Source organism: Tenacibaculum sp. M341 (assembly GCF_004337695.1).
Classification (GTDB): domain Bacteria; phylum Bacteroidota; class Bacteroidia; order Flavobacteriales; family Flavobacteriaceae; genus Polaribacter.
Map to the genome: position 1 here is coordinate 23,155 of NZ_SJXJ01000023.1, position 22,994 is coordinate 46,148.

At 31.1% G+C, this 22,994-nt stretch carries 25 protein-coding genes; 17 read left to right on the top strand and 8 right to left on the bottom strand.

What is annotated here, in order from left to right:
- Positions 1 to 270 precede the first annotated feature (270 nt).
- From cyoE to tsaB, 10 genes are all read left to right on the top strand, one after another.
- The gene (gene cyoE, locus EYW44_RS18875; RefSeq protein ID WP_132726494.1) at positions 271 to 1,173 is read left to right on the top strand and encodes a heme o synthase; all 903 of its coding nucleotides are present in this window, start codon (positions 271 to 273) and stop codon (positions 1,171 to 1,173) included.
- 2 nt (positions 1,174 to 1,175) lie between these two features.
- Complete coding sequence (locus EYW44_RS18880) at positions 1,176 to 1,760, top strand: cytochrome c oxidase subunit 3 (RefSeq protein WP_132726372.1); 585 nt, start codon at positions 1,176 to 1,178, stop codon at positions 1,758 to 1,760.
- Between the two features lie 57 nt (positions 1,761 to 1,817).
- Positions 1,818 to 2,804 (top strand): cytochrome c oxidase subunit 3, encoded by a 987-nt coding sequence (locus EYW44_RS18885; RefSeq protein WP_132726375.1) that lies wholly within the window; start codon positions 1,818 to 1,820, stop codon positions 2,802 to 2,804.
- A gap of 19 nt (positions 2,805 to 2,823) precedes the next feature.
- On the top strand, positions 2,824 to 3,159 hold the full coding sequence (locus EYW44_RS18890) for a cytochrome C oxidase subunit IV family protein (RefSeq protein WP_132726378.1): 336 nt from the start codon (positions 2,824 to 2,826) through the stop codon (positions 3,157 to 3,159).
- A 58-nt stretch (positions 3,160 to 3,217) separates the two neighbouring features.
- The gene (locus EYW44_RS18895; protein WP_132726380.1) at positions 3,218 to 3,895 is read left to right on the top strand and encodes a hypothetical protein; all 678 of its coding nucleotides are present in this window, start codon (positions 3,218 to 3,220) and stop codon (positions 3,893 to 3,895) included.
- Positions 3,882 to 4,529 carry an SCO family protein gene (locus EYW44_RS18900; RefSeq protein WP_132726383.1) on the top strand — a complete coding sequence of 216 codons (648 nt, stop codon included), beginning with the start codon at positions 3,882 to 3,884 and terminating at the stop codon, positions 4,527 to 4,529. The genes EYW44_RS18895 and EYW44_RS18900 overlap by 14 nt, the downstream gene beginning before the upstream one ends.
- Positions 4,522 to 5,055 carry a DUF420 domain-containing protein gene (locus EYW44_RS18905; protein WP_132726386.1) on the top strand — a complete coding sequence of 178 codons (534 nt, stop codon included), beginning with the start codon at positions 4,522 to 4,524 and terminating at the stop codon, positions 5,053 to 5,055. Before EYW44_RS18900 ends, EYW44_RS18905 begins: the two co-directional genes overlap by 8 nt.
- Before the next feature lies 1 nt (position 5,056).
- On the top strand, positions 5,057 to 5,269 hold the full coding sequence (locus EYW44_RS18910) for a hypothetical protein (RefSeq protein ID WP_132726389.1): 213 nt from the start codon (positions 5,057 to 5,059) through the stop codon (positions 5,267 to 5,269).
- A gap of 227 nt (positions 5,270 to 5,496) precedes the next feature.
- The gene (locus EYW44_RS18915) at positions 5,497 to 6,828 is read left to right on the top strand and encodes a TolC family protein (protein WP_132726391.1); all 1,332 of its coding nucleotides are present in this window, start codon (positions 5,497 to 5,499) and stop codon (positions 6,826 to 6,828) included.
- An 89-nt stretch (positions 6,829 to 6,917) separates the two neighbouring features.
- Entirely contained in the window at positions 6,918 to 7,592 is a 675-nt protein-coding gene (gene tsaB / locus EYW44_RS18920) for a tRNA (adenosine(37)-N6)-threonylcarbamoyltransferase complex dimerization subunit type 1 TsaB (protein WP_132726394.1), read from the top strand.
- Here tsaB and EYW44_RS18925 read toward each other — a convergent pair.
- Both EYW44_RS18925 and EYW44_RS18930 read right to left on the bottom strand, forming a co-directional pair.
- The gene (locus EYW44_RS18925) at positions 7,589 to 8,395 is read right to left on the bottom strand and encodes a mechanosensitive ion channel family protein (protein WP_132726396.1); all 807 of its coding nucleotides are present in this window, start codon (positions 8,393 to 8,395) and stop codon (positions 7,589 to 7,591) included. The genes tsaB and EYW44_RS18925 overlap by 4 nt on opposite strands.
- A gap of 77 nt (positions 8,396 to 8,472) precedes the next feature.
- Positions 8,473 to 8,673 (bottom strand): dodecin family protein, encoded by a 201-nt coding sequence (locus EYW44_RS18930; protein ID WP_132726399.1) that lies wholly within the window; start codon positions 8,671 to 8,673, stop codon positions 8,473 to 8,475.
- A 164-nt stretch (positions 8,674 to 8,837) separates the two neighbouring features.
- Here EYW44_RS18930 and EYW44_RS18935 point away from each other — a divergent pair, with 164 nt between their 5' ends.
- Positions 8,838 to 9,185, top strand: coding sequence for a toxin-antitoxin system YwqK family antitoxin (locus EYW44_RS18935; protein WP_132726402.1), 348 nt, complete (start codon positions 8,838 to 8,840; stop codon positions 9,183 to 9,185).
- Between the two features lie 83 nt (positions 9,186 to 9,268).
- Here the strand turns inward: EYW44_RS18935 and EYW44_RS18940 are convergent, their stop codons facing one another.
- The 4 genes from EYW44_RS18940 to EYW44_RS18955 all read right to left on the bottom strand — a co-directional run bounded on the left by EYW44_RS18940 (position 9,269) and on the right by EYW44_RS18955 (position 16,201).
- Positions 9,269 to 10,480 carry a multidrug transporter gene (locus EYW44_RS18940; RefSeq protein ID WP_132726404.1) on the bottom strand — a complete coding sequence of 404 codons (1,212 nt, stop codon included), beginning with the start codon at positions 10,478 to 10,480 and terminating at the stop codon, positions 9,269 to 9,271.
- 35 nt (positions 10,481 to 10,515) lie between these two features.
- Positions 10,516 to 13,353 (bottom strand): TonB-dependent receptor, encoded by a 2,838-nt coding sequence (locus EYW44_RS18945; protein ID WP_132726407.1) that lies wholly within the window; start codon positions 13,351 to 13,353, stop codon positions 10,516 to 10,518.
- A gap of 108 nt (positions 13,354 to 13,461) precedes the next feature.
- On the bottom strand, positions 13,462 to 13,938 hold the full coding sequence (locus EYW44_RS18950; protein ID WP_132726410.1) for a thioredoxin family protein: 477 nt from the start codon (positions 13,936 to 13,938) through the stop codon (positions 13,462 to 13,464).
- A 4-nt stretch (positions 13,939 to 13,942) separates the two neighbouring features.
- Positions 13,943 to 16,201 carry a TonB-dependent receptor gene (locus EYW44_RS18955; RefSeq protein WP_132726412.1) on the bottom strand — a complete coding sequence of 753 codons (2,259 nt, stop codon included), beginning with the start codon at positions 16,199 to 16,201 and terminating at the stop codon, positions 13,943 to 13,945.
- 103 nt (positions 16,202 to 16,304) lie between these two features.
- Between EYW44_RS18955 and EYW44_RS18960 the strand changes: the two genes are divergently transcribed.
- From EYW44_RS18960 to EYW44_RS18985, 6 genes are all read left to right on the top strand, one after another.
- Complete coding sequence (locus EYW44_RS18960) at positions 16,305 to 16,958, top strand: metal-dependent transcriptional regulator (RefSeq protein ID WP_132726415.1); 654 nt, start codon at positions 16,305 to 16,307, stop codon at positions 16,956 to 16,958.
- A 1-nt stretch (position 16,959) separates the two neighbouring features.
- Positions 16,960 to 17,874 (top strand): metal ABC transporter solute-binding protein, Zn/Mn family, encoded by a 915-nt coding sequence (locus tag EYW44_RS18965; protein WP_132726417.1) that lies wholly within the window; start codon positions 16,960 to 16,962, stop codon positions 17,872 to 17,874.
- Position 17,875: 1 nt separating this feature from the next.
- Positions 17,876 to 18,616 carry a metal ABC transporter ATP-binding protein gene (locus EYW44_RS18970; protein WP_132726420.1) on the top strand — a complete coding sequence of 247 codons (741 nt, stop codon included), beginning with the start codon at positions 17,876 to 17,878 and terminating at the stop codon, positions 18,614 to 18,616.
- Between the two features lie 60 nt (positions 18,617 to 18,676).
- The gene (locus EYW44_RS18975; protein WP_165872274.1) at positions 18,677 to 19,075 is read left to right on the top strand and encodes a four helix bundle protein; all 399 of its coding nucleotides are present in this window, start codon (positions 18,677 to 18,679) and stop codon (positions 19,073 to 19,075) included.
- Positions 19,076 to 19,197: 122 nt separating this feature from the next.
- Complete coding sequence (locus tag EYW44_RS18980; protein WP_132726423.1) at positions 19,198 to 20,271, top strand: metal ABC transporter permease; 1,074 nt, start codon at positions 19,198 to 19,200, stop codon at positions 20,269 to 20,271.
- Positions 20,264 to 21,424, top strand: coding sequence for a metal ABC transporter permease (locus EYW44_RS18985; protein ID WP_132726426.1), 1,161 nt, complete (start codon positions 20,264 to 20,266; stop codon positions 21,422 to 21,424). Before EYW44_RS18980 ends, EYW44_RS18985 begins: the two co-directional genes overlap by 8 nt.
- Positions 21,425 to 21,432: 8 nt before the next feature.
- On the opposite strand, the gene EYW44_RS18990 is transcribed toward EYW44_RS18985, so the two are convergent.
- Complete coding sequence (locus EYW44_RS18990) at positions 21,433 to 21,999, bottom strand: cysteine hydrolase family protein (protein WP_132726429.1); 567 nt, start codon at positions 21,997 to 21,999, stop codon at positions 21,433 to 21,435.
- A gap of 11 nt (positions 22,000 to 22,010) precedes the next feature.
- Positions 22,011 to 22,964 (bottom strand): carbon-nitrogen hydrolase family protein, encoded by a 954-nt coding sequence (locus tag EYW44_RS18995; RefSeq protein WP_132726432.1) that lies wholly within the window; start codon positions 22,962 to 22,964, stop codon positions 22,011 to 22,013.
- Positions 22,965 to 22,994 lie beyond the last annotated feature (30 nt).

The following is a 22,994-nucleotide window of genomic DNA, read 5'->3' on the forward strand; positions in this document are numbered from 1 at the left end:
TGAATGCGGGTGCAAATATACAATCATTTTTTAATGTAGCAAATTAAAAAAGTGCTTTTTTTGATGGGTTTCTGCTTTTTGTCTGTATATGTGTTGGATAGCAGAAGAAGTTTTTTTCAAAATGACAAAATAAGGCTGTTTTAAGTTTAAAAGTGCATCATAAATACCATTAATATTTATTGAGTTTGTTTTTCAATAACCAATAAAAGCTAAAAAATATGGTAGTTCAATTAATATAGAATATCTTTGCAAAAATTTTTAAGAGGTACGGTGGATTCAGTTTCGGCAGCAGAAAATAAGTTTTCTTTAAAAAGTACACTAATAGATTTTAAGCAACTTACAAAAGTAGGGTTATCTATAAGTGTTGTTTTTACTTCTATTACAGGTTACATACTTGGAGCAGATACAATAGATTTTTACATAATCGTTTTATTAGCTATTGGAGGCTACTTAATGGTAGGTGCTTCTAATGCATTTAATCAAGTTATAGAAAAAGATATTGATGCATTAATGCAACGAACTAAAAATCGACCACTACCATCAGGAAGAATGTCTGTTACTACGGCATTAATTATTGCAATTACTTTTACAATTGTAGGTTTGGGTATTTTATATTCAATCAATCCTAAATGTGCATTATTTGGTGCTGTATCAATATTTTTATACACTTGTGCTTACACTCCTTTAAAAGGAATTACTCCATTATCTGTTTTTGTAGGAGCTATTCCAGGGGCAATACCTTTTATGTTAGGTTGGGTAGCAGCTACAGGTAAGTTTGGTATAGAAGCTGGTTTTTTATTTATGATTCAGTTTTTTTGGCAGTTTCCTCATTTTTGGGCTATAGGTTGGTTACAGTTTGAAGAATATAACAAAGCAGGTTTAAAAATGCTTCCTATGAACAAAAAAGATAAGGGAGCTGTTGTTCAAGCAATTTTTTATACATGTGTAATGTTGTTAATTTCTATTGCACCAGTTTTAAAAACAACTGGTAAATTATACATATATCCCGTAACCGCAGTCATTGTAGCGTTATTTGGGTTTTTGATGTTGTACTACGGAATTATACTTTATAAAACAGAAAAAAATACAGATGCTAGAAAATTAATGTTGGCTAGTGTTTTTTATATTACAGCATTACCAATTATTTACGTTATAGATAAATTTTTTCATTAATTATGAATAGAGAGCAGGTTGATAAGGAGTTATTAGTAGCAAAAAGAAAGTCAGCAAAACCAATGTTGTGGATTTCTTTAATTAGTATGACTATGTTTTTTGCTGGATTAACAAGTGCTTATGTAGTTAGTATGAAAAGAGAAGATTGGGTAAGTTTTGATTTACCTTCTGCTTTTTACACAAGTACAGTTGTAATAATATTAAGTAGTATATTGTTATTCGTATCGCAAAAGTTTTTAAAGAAAGATAATATAAAGATGTCATTTCTTTTACTGTTAGGATCTTTCTTGTTAGGGCTTGTGTTTGTATGGTTACAGTATGCAGGGTTTAAAGATTTAGAAAGTTCAGGGCTTTATTTTACAGGTAAAGAAAGTACTGTTTCTACATCTTTTATAATAGGAATAACATTTATGCACGTTCTGCACATGTTAGCAGGAATCATAGTGTTAATAGTCGTTATTTATAATCATTTTAAAAAGAAGTATTCATCTGCCGATATGCTTGGGTTTGAACTAGGTGCGATCTTTTGGCATTTCGTAGATATACTATGGATTTATCTATTTTTCTTTTTCTATTTTATTAGATGATTAAAAATGCGTAATTTTGGCAAAATATTTAACAAAAATTAACTGATAAAGGTATTTATGGAAGCAAATATCGCTGTAAATTCTGATAATAAGGAGACCTGGGGCGGAGGTGGAGCAAAACCGTTTGGAGCTACGTATGGTAAAATGATGATGTGGTTTTTCATCTTATCTGATGCATTAACATTCTCTGGGTTCTTAGCTGCCTATGGGTTAACTCGTTTTAAATTCATAGATTCTTGGCCAATTGCCGATGAAGTTTTTACTCACGTTCCGTTTTTTCACGGAAATTACCCAATGTATTATGTCGCGTTCATGACATTTATACTTATTGTATCTTCTGTTACAATGGTATTAGCGGTAGATGCTGGTCATAAAATGCAACAAAAAAAGGTAGCATTATATATGTTTGTTACTATTGTTTTTGGTTTGATTTTCGTTGGTTCTCAGGCTTGGGAATGGAAAACATTTATAAATGGTTCTTACGGAGCTGTTAAAACTTCTGACAATAAAATTTTACAATTTGTAAAAGAAGGAAGCACTCATCAAATCGCTTTAGCAGATTTTGTTACTGGAGATAGAGTTGATGGTAGAGAGCAGCACTCTAGAAAAAATGGATTATGGTTTGAGGGAGAAAAAACTATTTCTCAATATTCTGTAGCTCAAGTACAGGAAGCTTTTAAAAATGATCCAACTTTAAGACTTAGAAGTGAAAAAATTAATTTAGATACAAAGCAAAAGATTGTTTTATCTAGAGAAGAAAGTTTAAAAGAGTTAGCAAAAGTAACTTTAGTTGTTGAAGGAGCTAACTTAGAAGTAAATGAATACGGTAATCCTATTTTTGCTGATTTCTTTTTCTTTATTACAGGATTCCACGGATTCCACGTATTCTCTGGAATTGTATTAAATATCATCATTTTCTTTAATGTAGTTCTTGGTACTTACGAAAGAAGAGGACACTACGAAATGGTTGAAAAAGTAGGTTTATACTGGCACTTTGTAGATTTAGTTTGGGTATTTGTATTTACATTCTTCTACTTAGTATAATTATTAAAAGAGATTAAAAATGGGAGCACACGCAGACTCGAATAAAAGAATTTGGATAGTATTAGGAATTTTATCTCTAATTACTGCAGTTGAAGTTGGTTTAGGTATTGTAAAACCAGCAGCATTACATTTACACGGACCAGGAACTAGTTGGTTAAACTGGATCTTCATTATTTTAACATTAGCAAAAGCATATTATATAGCATGGGCATTCATGCACTTAGAAGGAGAAAAAAAATGGTTCAGACGTTCTGTTGTTTGGACAGCTGTTTTCCTAATAAGTTATCTTCTTTTTATTGTATTAATTGAAGGAGGGTATTTATACGATACATTAGCACCATTAGTAAAATGGTAATAAAATAAAAGAAAGGTGGTTTTAACCACCTTTTTTTTGCCTTTAACTTATTTTAAGTATGAAAAAAAACAAAAAGTATATTGTACTATCTATTTTGTTTGTAGTTCCTTTAATATTCTATATTTTTCTACAAATTGGGACTCATAATTTCGGTAAACTACCTATTGTTACCAAAGATGTAATAGATGTTTCTAACATTAATAAAAAGTATTCTTTTAAAGACAAAATATCAGTAGTAGCCTTTTTAGGGAATGATGTTGATAACGCAAACGGAGAAATATTTAATTTAAATGAAAAAATCTATAAGAAGTTTTATGGTTACAGAGATTTTCAAATAATTGTGTTTGCTGAAGAAAGTCAGAAAGCTCAAATAGATAAATTAAAGAATAAATTAGGACTTTATACAGATTTGATTAAGTGGAACTTTATTGTGGCCTCTAAAGCTGAAATAGAGGCTATATATGAAAGTTTTAAAACAATAAGTAGTCTAGATTTAAAAGGTCATTCTTCAAAAGCATATTTAATAGATAAAGAGGTGGCTTTAAGAAGAGGAAAGTCAACAATTAAAAGTTTAGAAAAAACAAAATTATTTGGTTACAATATGAAGTCTGTAGCTGAATTAAAAAATGATATGATTGACGATATTAAAGTTGTTTTTGCTGAATACAACTTAGCGTTAAAGAAAAATAATAGTGACGAAAGACGAAAAAACAGCATTTCTAATGAAAAAAAGTAATTACTCCTATATAGGTATTTCCTTTATTATTTTATTATTCGGAATTTACTCTGTACCAAAAATTATAAAATATTTTCAAAAACCAAATTTGCATAAGTTTGGTAAGGTTCCGGATTTTGAATATATCAATCAAGATGGTAAAACTATTTCTAATAAAGACTATCAAGGAAAGGTATATGTGGTAGAATTTTTCTTTACTACCTGCCCAACTATCTGTCCTGTTATGAATAGAAAGATGGTAAAAATTCAAAATGAATTCTTAGGAAACCCAAACTTTGGAATAGCTTCATTTTCTATAACACCGCATATAGATACACCTCAGGTCTTAAATGAGTATGCTAAAAATCATAACATAAATCATAAGAATTGGAATTTACTAACTGGTAAAACAGCAGAAGAAGTATACGATTTTTCTAATACTGGATTTAAATTGCCTTCAGGAGAAGGAGATACAGGTCATGGAGGTTTTTATCATTCTGGAAGTTTTGCATTGGTTGATAAAGATGGATACATTCGATCTAGATATGATGAGCATGGCAATGCTATTTTTGTTTACAGAGCATTAGATGAGGAAGGGTTGCAAGATCAAATTCATGAATTAAAAGAGGATATAAAATTATTATTAAATGAGTAGTTCTTTAGCACAAGAAAAAAAATATAAAAAGTTTATTACAATAGTTTCTATTATTATTCCTATTGCTGTTGCAGCTTTATTTGGAATTAAGTTATCAAATGTAGAACCGTTGTCTTTTTTACCTCCAATTTATGCAACTATTAATGGAATAACAGCAGTTTTACTTGTTTTTTCAGTTATTGCAATTAAAAGAGGTAATAGAAAGTTACACGAACAATTAAATGTTACTGCAATAGTTTGTTCGGTATTATTTTTATTAATGTACATAGCATATCACATGACTTCTACTTCTACTAAATTTGGAGGCGAAGGATTGATAAGTATCATCTATTATTTTATTCTGATTACTCATATTTTACTTTCAATAATTGTAATACCTTTTGTGTTGTTTACTTTTATGAGAGCTAAGTTAGGTCAGTTTGATAAGCATAGAAAAATAGCCAAAATAACATTTCCGTTATGGTTATATGTTGCAGTTACTGGGGTAATAGTGTATTTAATGATTTCACCTTATTATGTTCATTAATATGAAAAAATTAACACTTTTTATAAGCATACTTCTAGTTCCTTTTTTTACCAGCGCACAGTGCGCTATGTGTAAAGCGGTAGTTGAGGGTGGAAATGAAACAATGGCAGAAGGAGTTAACAATGGAATTACCTACTTAATGGTAATTCCATATATTTTAGTTGGAGGTCTTTTTTACTTGTTGTATTGGTACAAAAAGAAACAAAGCATTTAGATAAAATAAAATTATATAGTGTTAGTAATGTAACTTTTTTTAAATTTAGTCGTCATATAACAGCAAATCGAAATAAATAACTGATCGAATTTGTACATAAGGTGTTCATTTTAAAACAGTTTTAAAATGAGGTTTGTTTTTAAATTGCTGTTAAGCAGTTTTTTACAATCTTTTTTTGTTTGGAACATCAATTGAAATAGACTAATTGAACTGAAAAAAATCATACATTGAAAACTAAAATTATACTACTGGGGACGTTATTATTTACTTTACATACGTTCTCTCAAAAAAAATGGACATTAAAAGAATGTGTAAATCATGCTTTGAAAAATAATATTAGTGTAAAAACTAATAAGTTAAATATTGAAATTGCAGAGAAAAATGTCAAATCTTCAAAAAGTACATTTTATCCATCACTAAGTGCTTCTACTGGAGGTAATTTAAACTTTGGTTCTACATTCGATCCAGTATCTAATGACAGGGTTTCAACAACTACATTTGGTGGTTCTTTAGGAGTAGGAGCAAGTTACATGGTTTTCAATGGATACAGAAACTTAAATACTTATAAGCAAGCGAAAATAGGAGTAGAATCGAGTAAGCTTGATTTAGAGGTAATGGAAAATGATATTGCATTGCAAGTTGTGAATACCTATCTTAATGTATTATTTGCTAAAGAAAACTTAGAAGTAGCTAAAGTACAAGCAGAAATTAGTAAAAAGCAAATAGATAGAGCTACAGCACAATTTGAAGCAGGCGCCATTCCGAAAGGAGATTTATTAAACATACAATCTACTGCTGCTAACGATGCACAAAATGTAGTAACTCAAGAAAATGGTTTAAACATTGCTCTTTTACAATTAGCACAATTATTACAGGTTTCTTATGATAACTTTGATGTTGCAACTATGGAAGTTGGTTCGCCTTCTGCAGCATTATTATACGATACTTCTAATGAAGTATATCAAAAAGCATTAACAAACAGACCTGAAATTGAAAGAGCTAAATTAAGTATTGAAAGAGCTGATTTTGACATAAAAATAGCTAAAGCAGATTATTTACCATCTTTATCAACTTCTTTTAATGTAGGTTCTAATTATGGTTTTAGTTTAGATTTACCAGATGGAGCTTCTAATCCAAAACTTTTTAATCAGTTAAATGATAACCTAGGGTATGGTTTAGGGTTTAATTTAAATATACCTATTTTTAATGGATTTAGAAATGATGCAAATGTTGAGAGATCTAAAATTAACAAGTTAGTTTCAGAAAATAATTTAGAAAGTGAAAAATTGCGTTTGCAACAAACAATAGAACAAGCATACCTAGATTCTAAAGCAGCTATAAAAACATTTGAAGCAGCTACTATTTCTTTAGAAGCACAAAGAGAAGCATTTAAAAATGCTCAGGCTAGTTTTGATTATGGTGCTATGACTCAGTTTGATTATGATCAAGTTCGTAATAGATTGGTGAGTGCTGAATCTGCTTTAATTAGAGCTAAATACGATTATATATTTAAGACTAAAGTATTACAGTTTTTCTACGGAGAAAATATTTTAGATTAATAACATATCATTTAAAAATGAATTAAAACCTTTGCTAGTCATAGCAAAGGTTTTTTTTGTATAGTTATATTTGCAACAAAATATTTACAATGGCACTTATTCTTAATATTGAAACTTCAACAAAGAACTGTTCGGTTTGTTTGGCAAAAGATGGGAATGTACTATTATTAAAAGAACTTAATGATGGTAATTACTCACATGCTGAAAAGTTACATGTTTTAATTAAAGAAGTAATAGAAGAATCTGATTTTACTAAACAAGATATAAATGCTATAGCGGTAAGTAAAGGTCCTGGTTCTTATACTGGTTTAAGAATTGGTGTTTCTGCAGCAAAAGGTTTAAGTTTTTCTCTTAATATACCTCTAATAAGTGTTGAAACATTAACTTCACTTGCACATGCTACAACTATAGAGAACGGCTATATAATTCCAATGTTAGATGCAAGAAGAATGGAAGTGTATAGTGCTGTTTATGATCAAAATTATAACAAGGTAAGAGATATACAAGCACAAATTATTGACGAAACATCTTTTAGTGAGTATGATGATCATAAATTATACTTCTTAGGTGATGGGGCAGCGAAATGTAAAGAAGTGTTAGAAGTAAAAAATGTATCTTTTATTGAAGATCATTTTCCTTCAGCTAAAGAAATGGCACAATTAAGTTACGATAAATACAAAAAAAACGACATCGAAGATGTCGCTTATTTTGAACCTTTTTATTTAAAAGATTTTATAGTAACTACAGAAAAGAAGAAAAATTAACCTTCTTTCTGAATTTCTACTGAATGTGGATAAGGTATTTCAATACCAGCTTCGTCTAACGCTATTTTCATATTTTCCATAATATAAAAATATGCATCCCAATAGTCAGCTGATTTTACCCAAGTTCTAGTAATAAAGTTAACAGAACTATCAGCTAATTCACCAACCATTACAGCAGGTGCAGGATCGTTGATTGTATATGGAGTGTTATTAATTACTTTAGATAAAACTTCTTTTGTTTGTTTGATATCAGCATCATAAGAAACGCCAAAAGTGATATCAACACGTCTTTTTTCCTCAGAAGAATAATTAATAATGTTTCCATTAGATAAAGCTCCATTTGGAAGAATAACTTCTTTATTATCTACAGTATTAATTTTTGTAGTAAATATTTGAATATCTTTTACAACACCTTGCTCACCTTGAGCTTCTATGTAATCACCTACTTTAAACGGTCTAAAAACCATAATTAAAGCTCCTCCAGCAAAATTAGATAGTGAACCTTGTAAGGCCATTCCAATAGCTAAACCAGCTGCTGCTATGATTGCTGCAAAAGAAGTTGTTTCAACACCTAATTGACCAGCTACTGTAACAAATAAAAATATTTTTAGAGCCCAACCTATCAAACTAGATAAAAAACCTCTTAAAGACACGTCTAAATCGCGTTTCTCCATAATTTTTTTGGCTGTTCTAGTCAGTATTCCTATAATCCATAATCCAATGATTAAAATGACTAAAGCTGATACTACTTTAGGTGCATACTCAAAAAGAAGGTTTTTAATTTTAATAATGTTTTGTTCCATTGCTTTAAATTCTGTTTTTAATTAAAAAAGCGGTTTTACAACCGCTGAGTTTTTGTAATGATATTTTGTCTATTTGATTATTTAACTTCAAAAGTTACTTTTAGGTTTACTCTAAATTCAGTCACTTCATCATCATTTACAACAACGCTCTGAGATTGTACAAATGCTGATTTGATGTTTTTTACCGATTTAGAAGCCTGCTTGATAGCTTTCTTAGTTGCGTCTTCCCAGCTTTTATCTGAGTTAGACAAAATTTCTATTACTTTCATTACTGCCATAATAAACAATTTTATTGGTTAATATTAAGTTGAAGTAAAGATAATCATTTTCAAAAAAATCAGGAAAAACACCCAATGTTAACTCAATGTTAAGTAAATGTTTTTTTATTGTGAAATAATTGTGTATATTTGTAACTATAATGTTAATGAATAAAATGATGAATATGAAGAAAATATTAATTATGGCTTGTGTATTATCATTAGGGATGTCTCAAGCGCAGGAAGTTAAACCTCTTTACGAAAGAGATGGTGATATAATTAAAGTTACGCACTTTCATGATAACGGTACTATAAAAGAACAAGGAACATATAAGGATAAATTATTAGATGGAACTTGGACTCGTTATGATGAAAATGGAAGTAAAACAGTTGTAGCCCAGTACAAACAAGGTAAAAAGGTAGGAAAGTGGTTAATGTGGACTGAAGGTGGAGTTAAAGAAGTTAATTATAGTAATAATTCAGTAGCTAGTGTAGAAACTAGAAAAGACGATACTAAATTAGCTATCAAATAAAATAATCCTTTGAAATAACCTCTTTTAAATAAAAAAGCTCGAGTAATAAAACACCCGAGCTTTTTTGTAACATATAGAAAAGATTAGTTTCTAGTCCACCCAGCACCCCAAGTAGCATAATCTGTACCTGTTGCAGCTGCATTTACAGTAACAAAATCTGTATCGTTAAAAGTAAAACCTGTATCGTTTTTAACTTCAGTAGTAACATCTGTAAAAAGAACATTTGTAGCTTGTAATAAACCGTCTATTACACCTTGACCAGTTGGGTTATCATTTGTAGAACCAGCAACATCAGCATCACCATCTAAATCAAAACCTTCTTGGTAACCTTTAATTACTACGTTATCGAAAATACCTTTAGTACCAGCTCTTAATCTGATAGCTTCCTTACCATTTGCAGATCCTAAACCTTCAATAGTAACATTAGAAACATTAGGAGCAGAGTAATTAATAGGGTTAGAATTGTTACCTACATCAGTATTGTAACCATCACATTCAAAAGCTTTGTCTCCATCTAAATTTTGTTTAACATATACATTTGTTAAAGTTCCGTTGTATCCCTCAGTCCAATCAACTGAATCGTCATCAGAATTTACAACAGAGATGTAGCTAGCATTAACAGTACCTCCAAAGAATTCAACTCCGTCATCTAAACCTTCAAAAGCTTGAATATAGTTAACTATTGTACCGTTTCCTACTCCATAAAAAGAAATTCCATTGTTTTCAGACTGACCATCAACTTTACCTCCAGAATATTCTACACGTACATATTCTAATGTACCAGAGCTATCATCAGTTACAGTACCACCATAAGGTAAACTTGCAATTTCAGAAGTAGCAGTAGCACCAGTTGTTACATCAACAACATTTGTAGGAGCTTTACCTAATAAAATTAAACCACCCCAATCTCCAGCGTTAGGAGCAGTTGAATTAGAAGTAAATACAATTGGTTGAGCGGCAGTTCCTTCTGCTACAATTTTAGCATCTTGAGAAATAGCTAAATAAACCTCAGTTCCTTTATTTGCTTTGATTGTCATACCAGCAGGAATTTGCATAGTTGTACCAGCTTCCATTACTACAGGTCCGTCTAAGATATATTGGTTTTTAGCGTCTAAAACTAAGTCGCTAGAGTAGTTTCCTTTTAATAAAATGGTTTCACCACCATTGTTATTATCGTTATTGTTTGTTGTTGTGGTACTGTTATCAGTGATTATGATATCAGATGTACCATCGTCTCCACATGAAGTGAAAAGAGAAGCAGCTAAAGCTAAACCGATTAAAATTTGATTTTTCATTTTTACTATTTTTTAAGTTTAATATTATGTTTGAATTAAAATTTATATTTTAAAGATATTCCAGCAGTTATACCTCTTTGGTAATCAGATAAAATAACATCACCAAAAGATGTTCCTTCACGTACTCTTTGGATAGAAGGGTCTAATAAATTTTTAACTGTTAAATTAGCTTCCCAGTTTTTACCTATTTTATTTTTCCAAATCAAATCAAGAACAGGTACACTTTTTTCAACGATATTACCTAATTGTCCAGATCCTAAAGCATCAATTCTATCTGAGAAATAAGAGAATACTAATGAAGCTACAGGTTTATAGTTATCAAATTGAGTAGGACTATAAGTAACATTAGCGTTAATTAAAATGTCTGAAGCCCCTTGAAGCTTATCACTTGTTCTATCAAAGCCAGTAGAAAAAAGACCTTGTTGAGCTTGTAAATCTTGGTCAGTATTCATGTATGTAAAGTTAAAACCAGCTGATAATTGAGTTTCTTCATCTGAGTTTACAATAATGTTTTTCTTTGTTTCTAACTCAATACCTACTACAGTAGCTTTATCTCCAGTTCTAAAGTAACGTTGAGTACCAGTTGCATCGTTAGCAACTACAAGGTTCACTGGATCGTCGATTTGTTTACCAAATACAGCTAATGATACTAATTCACTTCTAGTTACAAACCATTCATATTTTAAGTCTAAATTAAAAACATTTGAAAACGAAGGGTCAGATAATAAATCAGGATTACCACCTACTCTTTGACTTACACCTTCATATACAAAAGGAGCTACTTCTTTAAATTCAGGAATAGATACTGTTTTACTAAAGTTGAAACGTAAGTTTTGATCATCATTTAAAGCATACTTTACACTTAAACTAGGTAATACAAAAGTTTCTGAAGCGTTTTGTCCGCCTATACCATTAACACCTAGGTTGATTACATCGTAATTAATGCTTTGATTAACATTTTCTAATCTAATTCCTGGTAAAATAGTCCATTTATCATTAGCGTTTATAACAGCAGAAATGTATCCTGCATGAATTTGTAATTCTCCTTCATATGTGTTTTCAGGAAGACCAGGTAATGTTACAAAATTACTGTCTTCGTAACCAGGAAGAGTTCTAAAAGATTCTATTGTATATAGCTTTCCTGTGCTAATGTTTCTGAAAAACTGAGTATTGTCAATATTAAAAATAGCATCTAAGTTGTTAACATCTACTAGTATATTTCTTGAAGCATCATTAAAATTATATCCATAACGTTGGTTTTCAAAATTTCTTAACTTTAGTCTTCCGTTGTACCCAAAATTCAAAGACACTTTTTCACTAGTCTTATATGTTAAGTTAATTCTGCTATTTAACTCTTCATCATTAATTTTTTGGAAATAACGTTGGTTATCAAAAGAGTTATTTGTTAAAAACACAGGATTTGTTGTTGGGTCATTGTCTAATGCAAAAGCATAGTTTTCAAGATTGATTCTTTTTCTATCTGGTTCATGAGCAATAACATTGTTATAACCAACACCCCAGTCTAACTTTAATTCATCACTAAATCCATTTCCTGAAAACTTGTGTTTACCAGTGATTTGGTTTACAAAAATTAAGTCTTGATTAAACTGTATGTTCTTTTGAAAAGAGCTACCTCCGTCAAATACTGATTCATTACGGGCGTCACGATTAGTACCTAAACCTAGTACACCATATTCTCCAACTTGATCTGAAGAACTGTTTAAGAATAAAGATGTAAATTTTAATTTGTGGTTACCGTTAATTTTGTATAAAGCACTTAACATAGCAGTGCTTTGAGTAGCGTATTCGTATTCTCTAGAGTTAGGGTACCTTCTATTAAATGTGTTACTAAAATCTACTACAGGTCCTTCTCTATATTCATATTTGTTAGAAAATGAAGCGGTAGCAAAAAAGCTCAAACGAGATTCATCTTTAAAATCAAAAGACTTACCTGCATTAATTGTTAAAGATGAATTAATAGGAGCATAAGTTCCTCTTGTAGTAAATCCATGAGATAACACTACAGCAAATGGATTGTGTCCGTATCTTCCATAAAAACCAAAAGCACCAGAACCATCAGTTTTTTGAAAATCATCTCTATCTATAGCTCTTGAGTTGGCACTACCTCCAATTTCTACTTCTACAAATCCTTTTCCTTTGTACTCTTTTGAAGTTATATCAATGTTTCCAGCAGCAAAATCACTATAAAAGATTGAATTGTAAGCTTTACTAATAGATACATTTTGAATAATATCAGAAGGGAATAAACTTAAATCAATATTTTTCTTACTGATATTATTTGAAGGTAATGACAGACCATTTAAAGTAGTATTTAAGTATCTGTCACCTAAACCACGAACGTAAACATTGCTAGATCCTTCTTGTTTAGAAACCCCTGAAATTTTAGAAACAGCGGCGGCAGCGTCGCTAACTCCTTTTTTAGCTAGTTCTTGGGCTCCAATGCTTTCTTTGATAACAGCAGCTTTCTTTTGCTCTAATAGTAAAGCGCTTTCTTTTTCTCTGTTTACAGTAGCATTAATTTGTACTTCTTCAAGTTGTTCTCCACCACTAGCACCAAGAACTTGATTGATAGTGATAGCTTTACCTACAACAACAGAAATTGGTTTTTCGATGGTTTTGTAACCAACAAAACTGAAAACTAAAACTTGGTTGCCAATAGGAGCGGCAATAGTATATTTTCCATCTAAATCTGTAGTTGTTCCAATACTAGTTCCTTTAATGAAAACATTAGCGAAAGGTAAAGGCTCGTTGTTTAATTCTTTATCAGTTACTGTTCCCGTTACAGTACCCTTGTCTTGTGCAAAAGTTAAATTACACAATAAAAGTAGCGCAATTAGTAAAATTTTCCTCATTTTAATATTTCTATATGTCGAGTGCAAATCTGCATCAACATTGTTAAAATAATGTTACTTGAGAATTATACTTATGTTACTAGAATATGTTTTTAATGTTAAGAAGAGTTAGTTTTTTACAGCTTTTAAACTCTTTATTAGAGAGCTATAATTTAAGAAGGAACTAGCTTCAAAAATGATTTCATTTTTATTGGAAAGTACTATGGTACTTGGGTAAGTGAGTTTATTGCTAGTTAAAGCAATGGCAAGTTCATGAACTCCTGTATTGGTTCCAGAAGGTTTAAATTTGAAAGTGTAGTTATTGTAAGTGATTTCTTTTTTAGATTCAGCATTAAAAGAAATGAAGTAAAAATTATTATTTAAAAGGTCAATCACTTTTGTGTTGGTAAAAGTGTTTTTTTTCATAGCAAAGCAGTACTTACACCAGTTGGTGTGTAAGAATACTACAACAGGTCTTTGCTCTTTTTTTTGAAGTTCCGTTAACTCCTCAAAAGTATATTCATGTAAAACTTGAACCTTTTCTTGTTGACTAAAAAGATTCAAGCTTACACAAATAAAAAGAAGTATAAATGTCTTCACATTCATAAAATTAAAATATTTTACAACGTAATCCTAAGAAAGCTCTAATTCCTTGGTTAGAAGCATATACATACGTAGGGTCAAATGTTAAATTAGGGTTCGTAGGATCAATGTTTTCGTCAAAAGGATCAAAAGACCTTAAAATGCTATTTGCTGCTGGAGTAAAATCTAATAGATTTTTTACTCCTCCAAATACTTCAAAATTTGAACCAAACTTTTTAGTTAATTGAATATTTTGAATGCTATACCAAGGAGAAGTTGGATCACGAGGATCATTTTGAAAAGTTTCAGTGTTTAAAAGAGGTAAATCCATTGGGGCAAAAACATTTCCTGTGTAATCAATATCTAAATCAATAGAAGGGATTTTATAAGAAACACTCCAAGTACCACTAAAACTTTCAGTTAGTATTTGTCTTTCAGTAATTCCATTTTCAGTAGTTGTAACATCCATAAGAGTTGCACCAGCAATAATAGAAATTCCGTTTTGCCAAGTAATATTTGTGTTTAATGACACTCCTTTAGAAGTAGCATATCCATCTAAATTAGCATAGATAATTTTAGTAATGTCAGTTTCGTAATCAGGAATTATCTTGTTATCAAAATGAGTATAGAATGCCGTAGCATCTATGTTAATGATTGTACTATTGTTAGTAACAATGTTTTTTACATAGTTAATGTTGGTATTCCATGAAGTTTCAGGAGATAATTCACCATCAAAAACTACATCTCTAGCACCATTTAAAGCTGCATGATCTTCTGTAAAAACATTTGCAACTCTAAAACCATTACCAACACTAATTCTTAAAATATCTTCATTGTTTTCAGAATTCCATTTATAATTAAGTCGCGGAGAAAAAATACCACCATGTATGCTATTATGATCGTAACGCAGTCCTAATAATAATTTATTGTTTTTAGCTAATTGTATCTCGTCTTGAATAAAAATACCTGGTAAATGAATAATAGAAGGTTCGTTATTGATACCATTTTCATCTAAAGTAGCAAACGTATTGTCATCATAATACGTATACCTGTAAGCAGCGCCAATTAATAAATCATGGTATTTCCCTAAAGAAGTATCCCAAGTTAATTGACCAAAACCTATGTATTGATCTGCGATATAAGAGGTGTCGCCATAAAATGAATTTTGATTATGACCATTGGCGCTAAATTGTAAGCTTAAATTTTCACTAGTAGGCAACTGGTAAGTACCAAAAGTTTCCCATCTACTGGTATAAATACTTTCTCCATACACATCTGTACCACCCTTGTTAATAGGTTGCCAGTTTACATCCCCTCCAAATCTATCCTCATACATATATCTTGCGCCAATAGTAAATACTTTGTTGTTTTTTCTATTGATGGTAAACTTGTTGAAAATTGAAATTCTATCCTGTAATGTTAAATCTGTAAAACCATCATTATTATTGTCAATAGGGTTTTGATAGTTAAAGTAATTTACGCCAAGTAAACCATCAACTTTTCCAAGGTTATATTTAAGACCTATATCTGTATTTATTTCACCCCAAGAGCTGCCAAAAGCTTCAGCTGTTAATTTTGGTGCAGAAGAAGGTTTTTTGGTGATGATGTTGATAATTCCACCTACCGCTTCAGATCCATAAAGAGTAGAAGCAGGACCTTTAACAATTTCAATACGTTCTACCAATGCTTGTGGAATTCCGGATAAACCATAAACAGTAGATAAACCACTAACAATAGGCATTCCGTCAATTAAAACAAAAGTATAAGGACCTTCTAAACCATTAATATGAATATCACCTGTATTACAAACACTGCAGTTTACTTGTGGGCGTACACCGTTGACATTTTGCATAGATTCAAAAATAGAAGGTGTTGGATTCTTTTTAAAAAAAGTAGGTGCATATACTTCAACAGGAACAGGGCTTTCCAGTTTTTTTACAGGTTTTAAAGTTCCTGAAATAACTACTTCTTCCAAATTATCAGTATCCTCTTTTAAAGCAAAGTTGTGAACATGTGTTACGTTTGGTACTATTTTTATTGTTCTTGTAATGGTTTTAAAACCTATCGAAGAAACTGTCAATAAATATTTTCCAGTAGGTACATTGTTAATTGTATACTTTCCTTTTTCATTAGTTGTGGTGCCAAGTTTAATGTCGTTTATGTATACATTCACAAAAGAGGCTGGTTTTTTATTGAAAGTTATTGTTCCTTCAAGTTTCACTTGTTGTGCAAAAGAAGATATTATACCGATAAAAAAAACAAGAAAACAGCTTTTTTTTAGATTCATTGTAATATTAAATTTCTGCAAATATAAATTAATTTTTAGACTTGTCTAAAAATTATATTTTGCAAGTCAAAATTTTATATATTTGTGATAAATAAGATAGTAGATGTTTTCACAGTCTGAAGAAAATTATATAAAAACCATTTATCACCTAGCAGCCGATTGCGAGAAAGGAATTAGTACCAATGCTATAGCAAAACAATTGGCAACTAAAGCTTCTTCTGTTACTGATATGATTAAAAAGTTGTCAGAAAAGAAAGTAGTGGTATATAAAAAATACCAAGGCGTTACGTTGACTGATTTTGGTAAGCGTACAGCGGTTTCAATTATAAGAAAGCATCGTTTATGGGAAGTTTTTTTGGTAGAAAAATTAAACTTTTCTTGGGACGAAGTACATGAAGTAGCAGAACAATTAGAGCATATAAAATCACCAAAGCTTATCAATGAATTAGATGCTTTTTTAGGGTTTCCTAAAAGAGATCCGCATGGTGATCCAATACCCGATAGTGAAGGTAATTTACAGGTGATAGAAAAAAGTTTGTTAGCTACTTTTAATGAAGGAGAAGAAGGCGTATGTGTGGGAGTGGACGATACATCGTCTGAGTTTTTACAATTTTTAGATAAACAAGGTATTGCTTTAGGTAAAAGAATAGAAGTAATAGCAAAGGAGCCTTTTGATGGTTCTTTTTTAATTAAAATAGAAAATAAAGAGTTGTCTATATCAAACAAAATAGCCAACAATTTATACATTCAAAAGTAACATGAGAAAAATTTTATACATATCAATATTGATCTTTCTTTTCAGTTGTAAACAAAAAGAAAAGTCAAAGAATGAAAAACTTCATGTGGTTACTACCACTACAATGATTACCGATTTAGTAAAAAACATTGGTGGCGATAAGTTGGAAGTTAAAGGTTTGATGGGAGCAGGAGTTGATCCTCATTTATATAAAGCAAGTGAAGGAGATGTAGGAACATTATTTAATGCAGATGTAATTGTTTACAATGGATTGCATTTAGAAGGAAAGCTGGAAGAAGTATTTGAAAAAATGCGTCATCAGAATAAAACCGTCATAGCAGTTTCAGCAGCAGTTGATAAAAACTCCTTAATTGCTTCTAGTGATTTTGCTTCTAATTATGACCCACACATTTGGTTTGATATTACTAATTGGGAAATAATCACAAAGTTTTTAGTAGAAAAGTTATCAGAGTTAGATGCTAAGAACGCAGCAGTATATGAAAAAAATGGAGCAAACTATTTACAAAAGCTAGCTGAATTAAAAACTCAGATAACAGAGAAAATAAATACACTGCCAAAAGAAAAGAGAATTTTAGTAACAGCTCATGATGCCTTTAATTATTTTGGTAAAGCACATGATTTTAATGTAGTTGGATTGCAAGGGTTGTCAACAGCAACAGAGGCAGGAGTAAAAGATGTTCAGAAACTAACAAAGTTTATTTTAGACAATCAAATTAAAGCAATTTTTATAGAAAGTTCAGTGCCAAAAAGAACTGTTGAAGCATTGCAAGAGGCGGTAAGAGCAAAAGGTAATGAGGTGATAATTGGCGGTACTTTGTTTTCTGATGCTTTAGGTGATGCGGGAACTGTTGAAGGAACTTATATAGGAATGTATACTCATAATGTGGATACGATTATTGGAGCATTAGCAGATTAAGATGAAAGAACAAAAATTAGCCATAACTGTTGATGACTTAACGGTAGCTTACAATTATAAACCGGTTTTATGGGATATTGATTTGGCAATTCCTGAAGGTGTAATGATGGCTATAGTTGGTCCAAATGGAGCAGGGAAATCTACGTTAATTAAATCGATCTTAGGAATTATTGATCCGATAGCAGGAAGTGTTTCTATTTACGGAAAACCATATGATAAGCAACGAAAATTAGTTGGTTATGTTCCGCAGAAGGGTAGTGTAGATTGGGATTTTCCTACGACAGCATTAGATGTGGTTATGATGGGGACTTATGGTAGTTTAGGCTGGATTAAAAGACCAGGTAAAAAAGAAAAGAAAATAGCGTTAGAGGCTTTAGAAAAAGTAGGAATGCTTTCTTTTAAAGATAGACAAATAAGTCAATTGTCTGGAGGGCAACAACAACGTGTATTCTTGGCAAGAGCTTTAGCGCAAGATGCGGCTATTTATTTTATGGATGAGCCTTTTCAAGGAGTTGATGCTACTACCGAAATAGCAATCATTAATATTTTAAAGGAGTTGAGAAAAGCTGGAAAAACTGTTGTAGTAGTGCATCATGATTTACAAACAGTTCCGGAGTATTTTGATTGGGTTACTTTTTTGAATGTTAAAAAGATAGCAACAGGACCAATAAAAGAGATTTTTAACGATGATAATTTAACCAAAACCTATGGGATAAATTATAAAGTTAGTGTACAGCAGTGAATTTAGTGTTTAGGTTGTAGTTTTTAGAGGTTAGAGAAAAGATGTAAATTAGATAAAGTTATGATAAAAGAAGTGAAGTTTCGTTTTGAAGATTTGAATGTATATAAGAAAGCATTGGATTTTGTAGATATGGTGTATAGAGTTTCTGAGAATTTTCCGAATGTTGAACGTTATGGGTTGTCGTCTCAATTTTGCAGGGCGTCTGTTTCTATTGCATTGAATATAGCCGAAGGATCATCAGATACCAATAAACAGTTTAGTCGATTTTTACAAATTGCTTTAGATTCAGTAAATGAATGTGTTGTTTGTGCGACTGTAGCAGAGCGTCAAGGTTATATATCAGAAGAAATAAATAATCAATTACGAGTAAAATTGGCTGAGTTATCTAAAATGATTACAGGTCTTCAGAAGTACTTAAGAAATAAAAAAGAATTAAAACCTAAAACGTTGAAAAGCTAAATAATAAAATTAATATCTAACCACTAACCACTAACCACTAACCACTAACCACTAACCACTAAAACCTAAAAACCATCAAAGAATATTTCGACTTACTATTAAACGATTATACACTAAGAACAATTAGTTTAGGAACTGCCATTTTGGGAGCGATTTGTGGTATGCTTGGAAGTTTTGCAGTGTTAAGAAAACAAAGTTTGTTAGGAGATGCAATTTCGCATGCTGCATTACCTGGTATAGCTATTTCATTTTTAATTACAGGAACAAAAGAAACAAATGTATTGTTATTAGGAGCTTTAATTAGTGGTTTAATAGGTGCTTTTTGGATTCGTGGAATTGTTAAAAAAACACATTTAAAAACAGATACTGCTTTAGGGTTAATTTTATCTGTTTTTTTTGGATTTGGTATGATGTTATTGACTTACATACAAAAGTTACCAAATTCAAATCAGTCTGGTTTAGAAAAGTTTTTATTTGGTCAAGCTGCAACATTATTAGCAAGAGATGTTTGGTTTATGGCAATTGTTACAGGAGTTTGTGTAGTTGTGTTGTTGTTGTTTTGGAAAGAGTTTAAAATATTATTATTTGATGCAGATTATGCGAAAACACTCGGTTTTGATACTAAAAAGATAGATGTTTTAATTACCTCATTTATTGTAATTGCTATTATTTTAGGATTGCAAACAGTTGGTGTTGTTTTAATGAGTGCTATGTTATTGGCTCCTGCTGCGGCTGCAAGACAGTGGACAAACAGTTTGAGTGTTATGGTGATTTTAGCGGCTGTTTTTGGAGCAATTTCTGGTGTAATGGGAACTGCAATTAGTGCAAATCAGAATAATTTATCAACGGGTCCAGTGATTGTGTTGGTGGCTGCAATTTTTGTGATTTTCTCATTTATTTTTTCTCCCTCAAGAGGTTTGTTATTTCGACAAATTCGGTTTATTCAAAATAGAAATAATTTGAAATTACATAAAACATTGGCTTTTATGTTTGATATCGCTAAAAATCATAAAGATATTTCGCATCCACACACGATAAAAATTTTAAATAATTTTCAAGGTTTTACAAGAAGATCGTTAAGTAAACTAGAACAAAAAGAATATATAAGGATTAATGGAAGAATGTGGTCAATGACTGAGAAAGGGTACCATTTTGCCGCAAACTTATATAACCAACAAGTAGCAAAAGATGACTAGTGCACAAATAGAAATACAATTAATAGCAAGTTTGGTAGCAATTGCTTGTGCTATTCCGGGTACATTTTTAGTGTTAAGAAAAATGGCATTAATAAGCGATGCTATTAGTCATTCTATATTACCAGGTTTGGTGTTAGGTTTTTTTATTACTCATGATTTAAGTTCGCCATTGTTAATTTTAATGGCAGCCTTATCGGGAGTATTAACTGTTGTTTTGGTTGAATTTATTCAGAAAACAAAACTGGTAAAAGAAGATACTGCAATAGGATTGGTTTTTCCTGCTTTGTTCAGTATCGGAGTTATTTTAATTTCAAAAGCAGCTAACGATGTGCATTTAGATGTAGATGCTGTTTTGGTTGGAGATTTGACTTTGGTTCCTTTTGATAGAGTGCTTATTAATGGATACGATTTAGGTCCGAAATCATTATGGGTTATTGGAACTATTTTACTAATAACTTTAGGTTTGTTATTTGCCTTTTTTAAAGAATTAAAAATAAGTACGTTTGATGTAGGTTTGGCAACAGCGCTTGGTTTTTCTCCTATGGTAATGCATTATGGTTTAATGACAGTAGCATCTATAACAACTGTTGGAGCTTTTGATGCAGTTGGCGCAATTTTAGTTGTTGCGTTAATGATTGCGCCAGCAGCTATTGCTTATTTATTGACCAATGACTTGAAAAAAATGTTATTACTTTCTGTTGTTTTTGGAGTGATAAGTGCAATTGCGGGCTATTGGGTTTCGCATTGGTTAAACGCTTCTATATCGGGGTCAATAACAACAGTATTGGGAATGTTATTTTTATTGGTTTACTTTTTTGCTCCTAATAAAGGTTTGATCTCTGTATTGTATAGAAATAGACAGCAGAAAATAGAGGTTTCATTGTTGACTTTTTTACTGCATCTAAATAATCATCAGGAAAAAAAGGAAAGGCATATTAACCATTTGAACGAACATATAAATTGGCAAAAAGTACGTTCGAAGTTAGTGGTAGATTTAGCGCTTAGAAATAATATGATAACAATAGACGATAAAATTATCTCATTAACAGAAAAAGGTAAAACTTTTACCGACAAAGCTATTAATTACATCATCACAAATGATGATTCAGAAATAGAGTCGATGAAAGATGATTTCTTTTTGTTTAGAGGTTAAAAAAATGTCTAAACTCTACTTAAAACTTCTTCAGTATTAATTACTTCAGCAAACTCTTCGTTTAAACTAGCAAGAGCTGTTTGATGAATAGTTTCAGCAGAAAAAACGACTCCGTTAAGTCCAATTCTATCAAAAGTTGCAGTAGCATCAGCAACAAGTATGGTGTCAAAGCCTAAATTACCAGCCATTCTTGTGGTGGTTGAAATACAATGATTAGTGGTTAAGCCAACAATTACGAGTTTATTGATGTTATTTTTTCTTAGTTGTTCTTCCAGATTAGTTCCAATAAATCCACTATTAACTTCTTTAATTAAAAGAGGCTCATCATTAATAGGTTTGGCAAAATCCATGATTTCAAATCCTGGATGAGATTTATGAAGTTTAGAGTTAGGATCTTGTGAACTATGAATGATGTGATAGATAGGAAGCTCTAATGCACGCCATTTGTGAAGTAAAGTTTCACATTTTTCTTCAGCATCTTTATTATTTCTGTTTCCTCCCCAATGTTCTTCTTCTTTAAAACCTTTTTGAAGGTCAATTAAAAGTAATGCTGTATTTTGATCTCTTAGTTTCATGGTAGATTTAATTATTGGTTGATAATTTCAATAATAGATTGCCTTTCTTTATTTAAGGTGAGTTTTGTTACATCTGGTCTTGAATAATGTCCTGAAGGATCAAAATTGTGACGAGCTTCTAATACTTTTTGAAAATCAATAATACCAGTTACTAAATCTTCTTTACCAGTTACTGGCGGTATAATCCATTCACCATCTGGTCCTGCAATACAAGATCCACCATTTGCTAATATTTTTGGTGCATTTTTTATAATCTCATTATAATTAGGAGTGTCTTTAGGAAAATCATCAATAGTCATATACCCACTAACAGAAACTACAAACGAACGAGCTTCTTTAGCTATAAATTTAGTAATGTCTATGGTGTTTCTTTCTGCTCCAGGCCATACAGCAATGTGTAGGTTTTCACCTTGAGCATATAACGAAGCTCTAGGTAGTGGCATCCAGTTTTCCCAACAATTTAATCCACCTACAGTGAATTGTTTTAAAGGATGCACAGTTAAACCATTACCATCTCCAGGAGACCAAGTTAGTCGTTCTTCGTAGGTAGGTTGTAGTTTTCTGTGTACTGATTTTATTTCTCCGTTATTATTTATGTACACCAAAGAGCAATACAAGCTATGTCCGCCACGGTTTTGAGCTCTTTCAATAATTCCAAGATATACAGCAATATGATGTTGTTTAGCTAAAGAGCATATTTCATCTAGTTCTCCACTTTCAATCTGTATGGCATTTTTTATATAATGCGCATGGATTTCTTTTTGTATCTGAGATTCAAATTCAGCTCCATGAGTAATTGACAGCCAAAACGGATAACCAGGTAAAAAGCTTTCACCAAAAACAACAAGTTCACACCCTTCTTGTGCTGCCTTGGTAATATATGTCATAGTTTTTTCAATAGTTAATTTTTTATTCAACCAAACAGGTGATATTTGAGCCATTCCTATTTTTAAAGTATTTTCCATATTGGTGATAATTTGATTAACTACTAACGA

Bases quoted from the DNA above. Each gene is read 5' to 3' on its own strand.
- EYW44_RS18880 (WP_132726372.1), top strand. From the start codon at position 1,176: ATGAATAGAGAGCAGGTTGATAAGGAGTTATTAGTAGCAAAAAGAAAG.
- EYW44_RS18885 (WP_132726375.1), top strand. From the start codon at position 1,818: ATGGAAGCAAATATCGCTGTAAATTCTGATAATAAGGAGACCTGGGGC.
- EYW44_RS18890 (WP_132726378.1), top strand. From the start codon at position 2,824: ATGGGAGCACACGCAGACTCGAATAAAAGAATTTGGATAGTATTAGGA.
- EYW44_RS18895 (WP_132726380.1), top strand. From the start codon at position 3,218: ATGAAAAAAAACAAAAAGTATATTGTACTATCTATTTTGTTTGTAGTT.
- EYW44_RS18900 (WP_132726383.1), top strand. From the start codon at position 3,882: ATGAAAAAAAGTAATTACTCCTATATAGGTATTTCCTTTATTATTTTA.
- EYW44_RS18905 (WP_132726386.1), top strand. From the start codon at position 4,522: ATGAGTAGTTCTTTAGCACAAGAAAAAAAATATAAAAAGTTTATTACA.
- EYW44_RS18910 (WP_132726389.1), top strand. From the start codon at position 5,057: ATGAAAAAATTAACACTTTTTATAAGCATACTTCTAGTTCCTTTTTTT.
- tsaB (WP_132726394.1), top strand. From the start codon at position 6,918: ATGGCACTTATTCTTAATATTGAAACTTCAACAAAGAACTGTTCGGTT.
- EYW44_RS18925 (WP_132726396.1), bottom strand. From the start codon at position 8,395: ATGGAACAAAACATTATTAAAATTAAAAACCTTCTTTTTGAGTATGCA.
- EYW44_RS18930 (WP_132726399.1), bottom strand. From the start codon at position 8,673: ATGGCAGTAATGAAAGTAATAGAAATTTTGTCTAACTCAGATAAAAGC.
- EYW44_RS18935 (WP_132726402.1), top strand. From the start codon at position 8,838: ATGAAGAAAATATTAATTATGGCTTGTGTATTATCATTAGGGATGTCT.
- EYW44_RS18940 (WP_132726404.1), bottom strand. From the start codon at position 10,480: ATGAAAAATCAAATTTTAATCGGTTTAGCTTTAGCTGCTTCTCTTTTC.
- EYW44_RS18945 (WP_132726407.1), bottom strand. From the start codon at position 13,353: ATGAGGAAAATTTTACTAATTGCGCTACTTTTATTGTGTAATTTAACT.
- EYW44_RS18950 (WP_132726410.1), bottom strand. From the start codon at position 13,938: ATGAATGTGAAGACATTTATACTTCTTTTTATTTGTGTAAGCTTGAAT.
- EYW44_RS18955 (WP_132726412.1), bottom strand. From the start codon at position 16,201: ATGAATCTAAAAAAAAGCTGTTTTCTTGTTTTTTTTATCGGTATAATA.
- EYW44_RS18960 (WP_132726415.1), top strand. From the start codon at position 16,305: ATGTTTTCACAGTCTGAAGAAAATTATATAAAAACCATTTATCACCTA.
- EYW44_RS18965 (WP_132726417.1), top strand. From the start codon at position 16,960: ATGAGAAAAATTTTATACATATCAATATTGATCTTTCTTTTCAGTTGT.
- EYW44_RS18970 (WP_132726420.1), top strand. From the start codon at position 17,876: ATGAAAGAACAAAAATTAGCCATAACTGTTGATGACTTAACGGTAGCT.
- EYW44_RS18975 (WP_165872274.1), top strand. From the start codon at position 18,677: ATGATAAAAGAAGTGAAGTTTCGTTTTGAAGATTTGAATGTATATAAG.
- EYW44_RS18985 (WP_132726426.1), top strand. From the start codon at position 20,264: ATGACTAGTGCACAAATAGAAATACAATTAATAGCAAGTTTGGTAGCA.
- EYW44_RS18990 (WP_132726429.1), bottom strand. From the start codon at position 21,999: ATGAAACTAAGAGATCAAAATACAGCATTACTTTTAATTGACCTTCAA.
- EYW44_RS18995 (WP_132726432.1), bottom strand. From the start codon at position 22,964: ATGGAAAATACTTTAAAAATAGGAATGGCTCAAATATCACCTGTTTGG.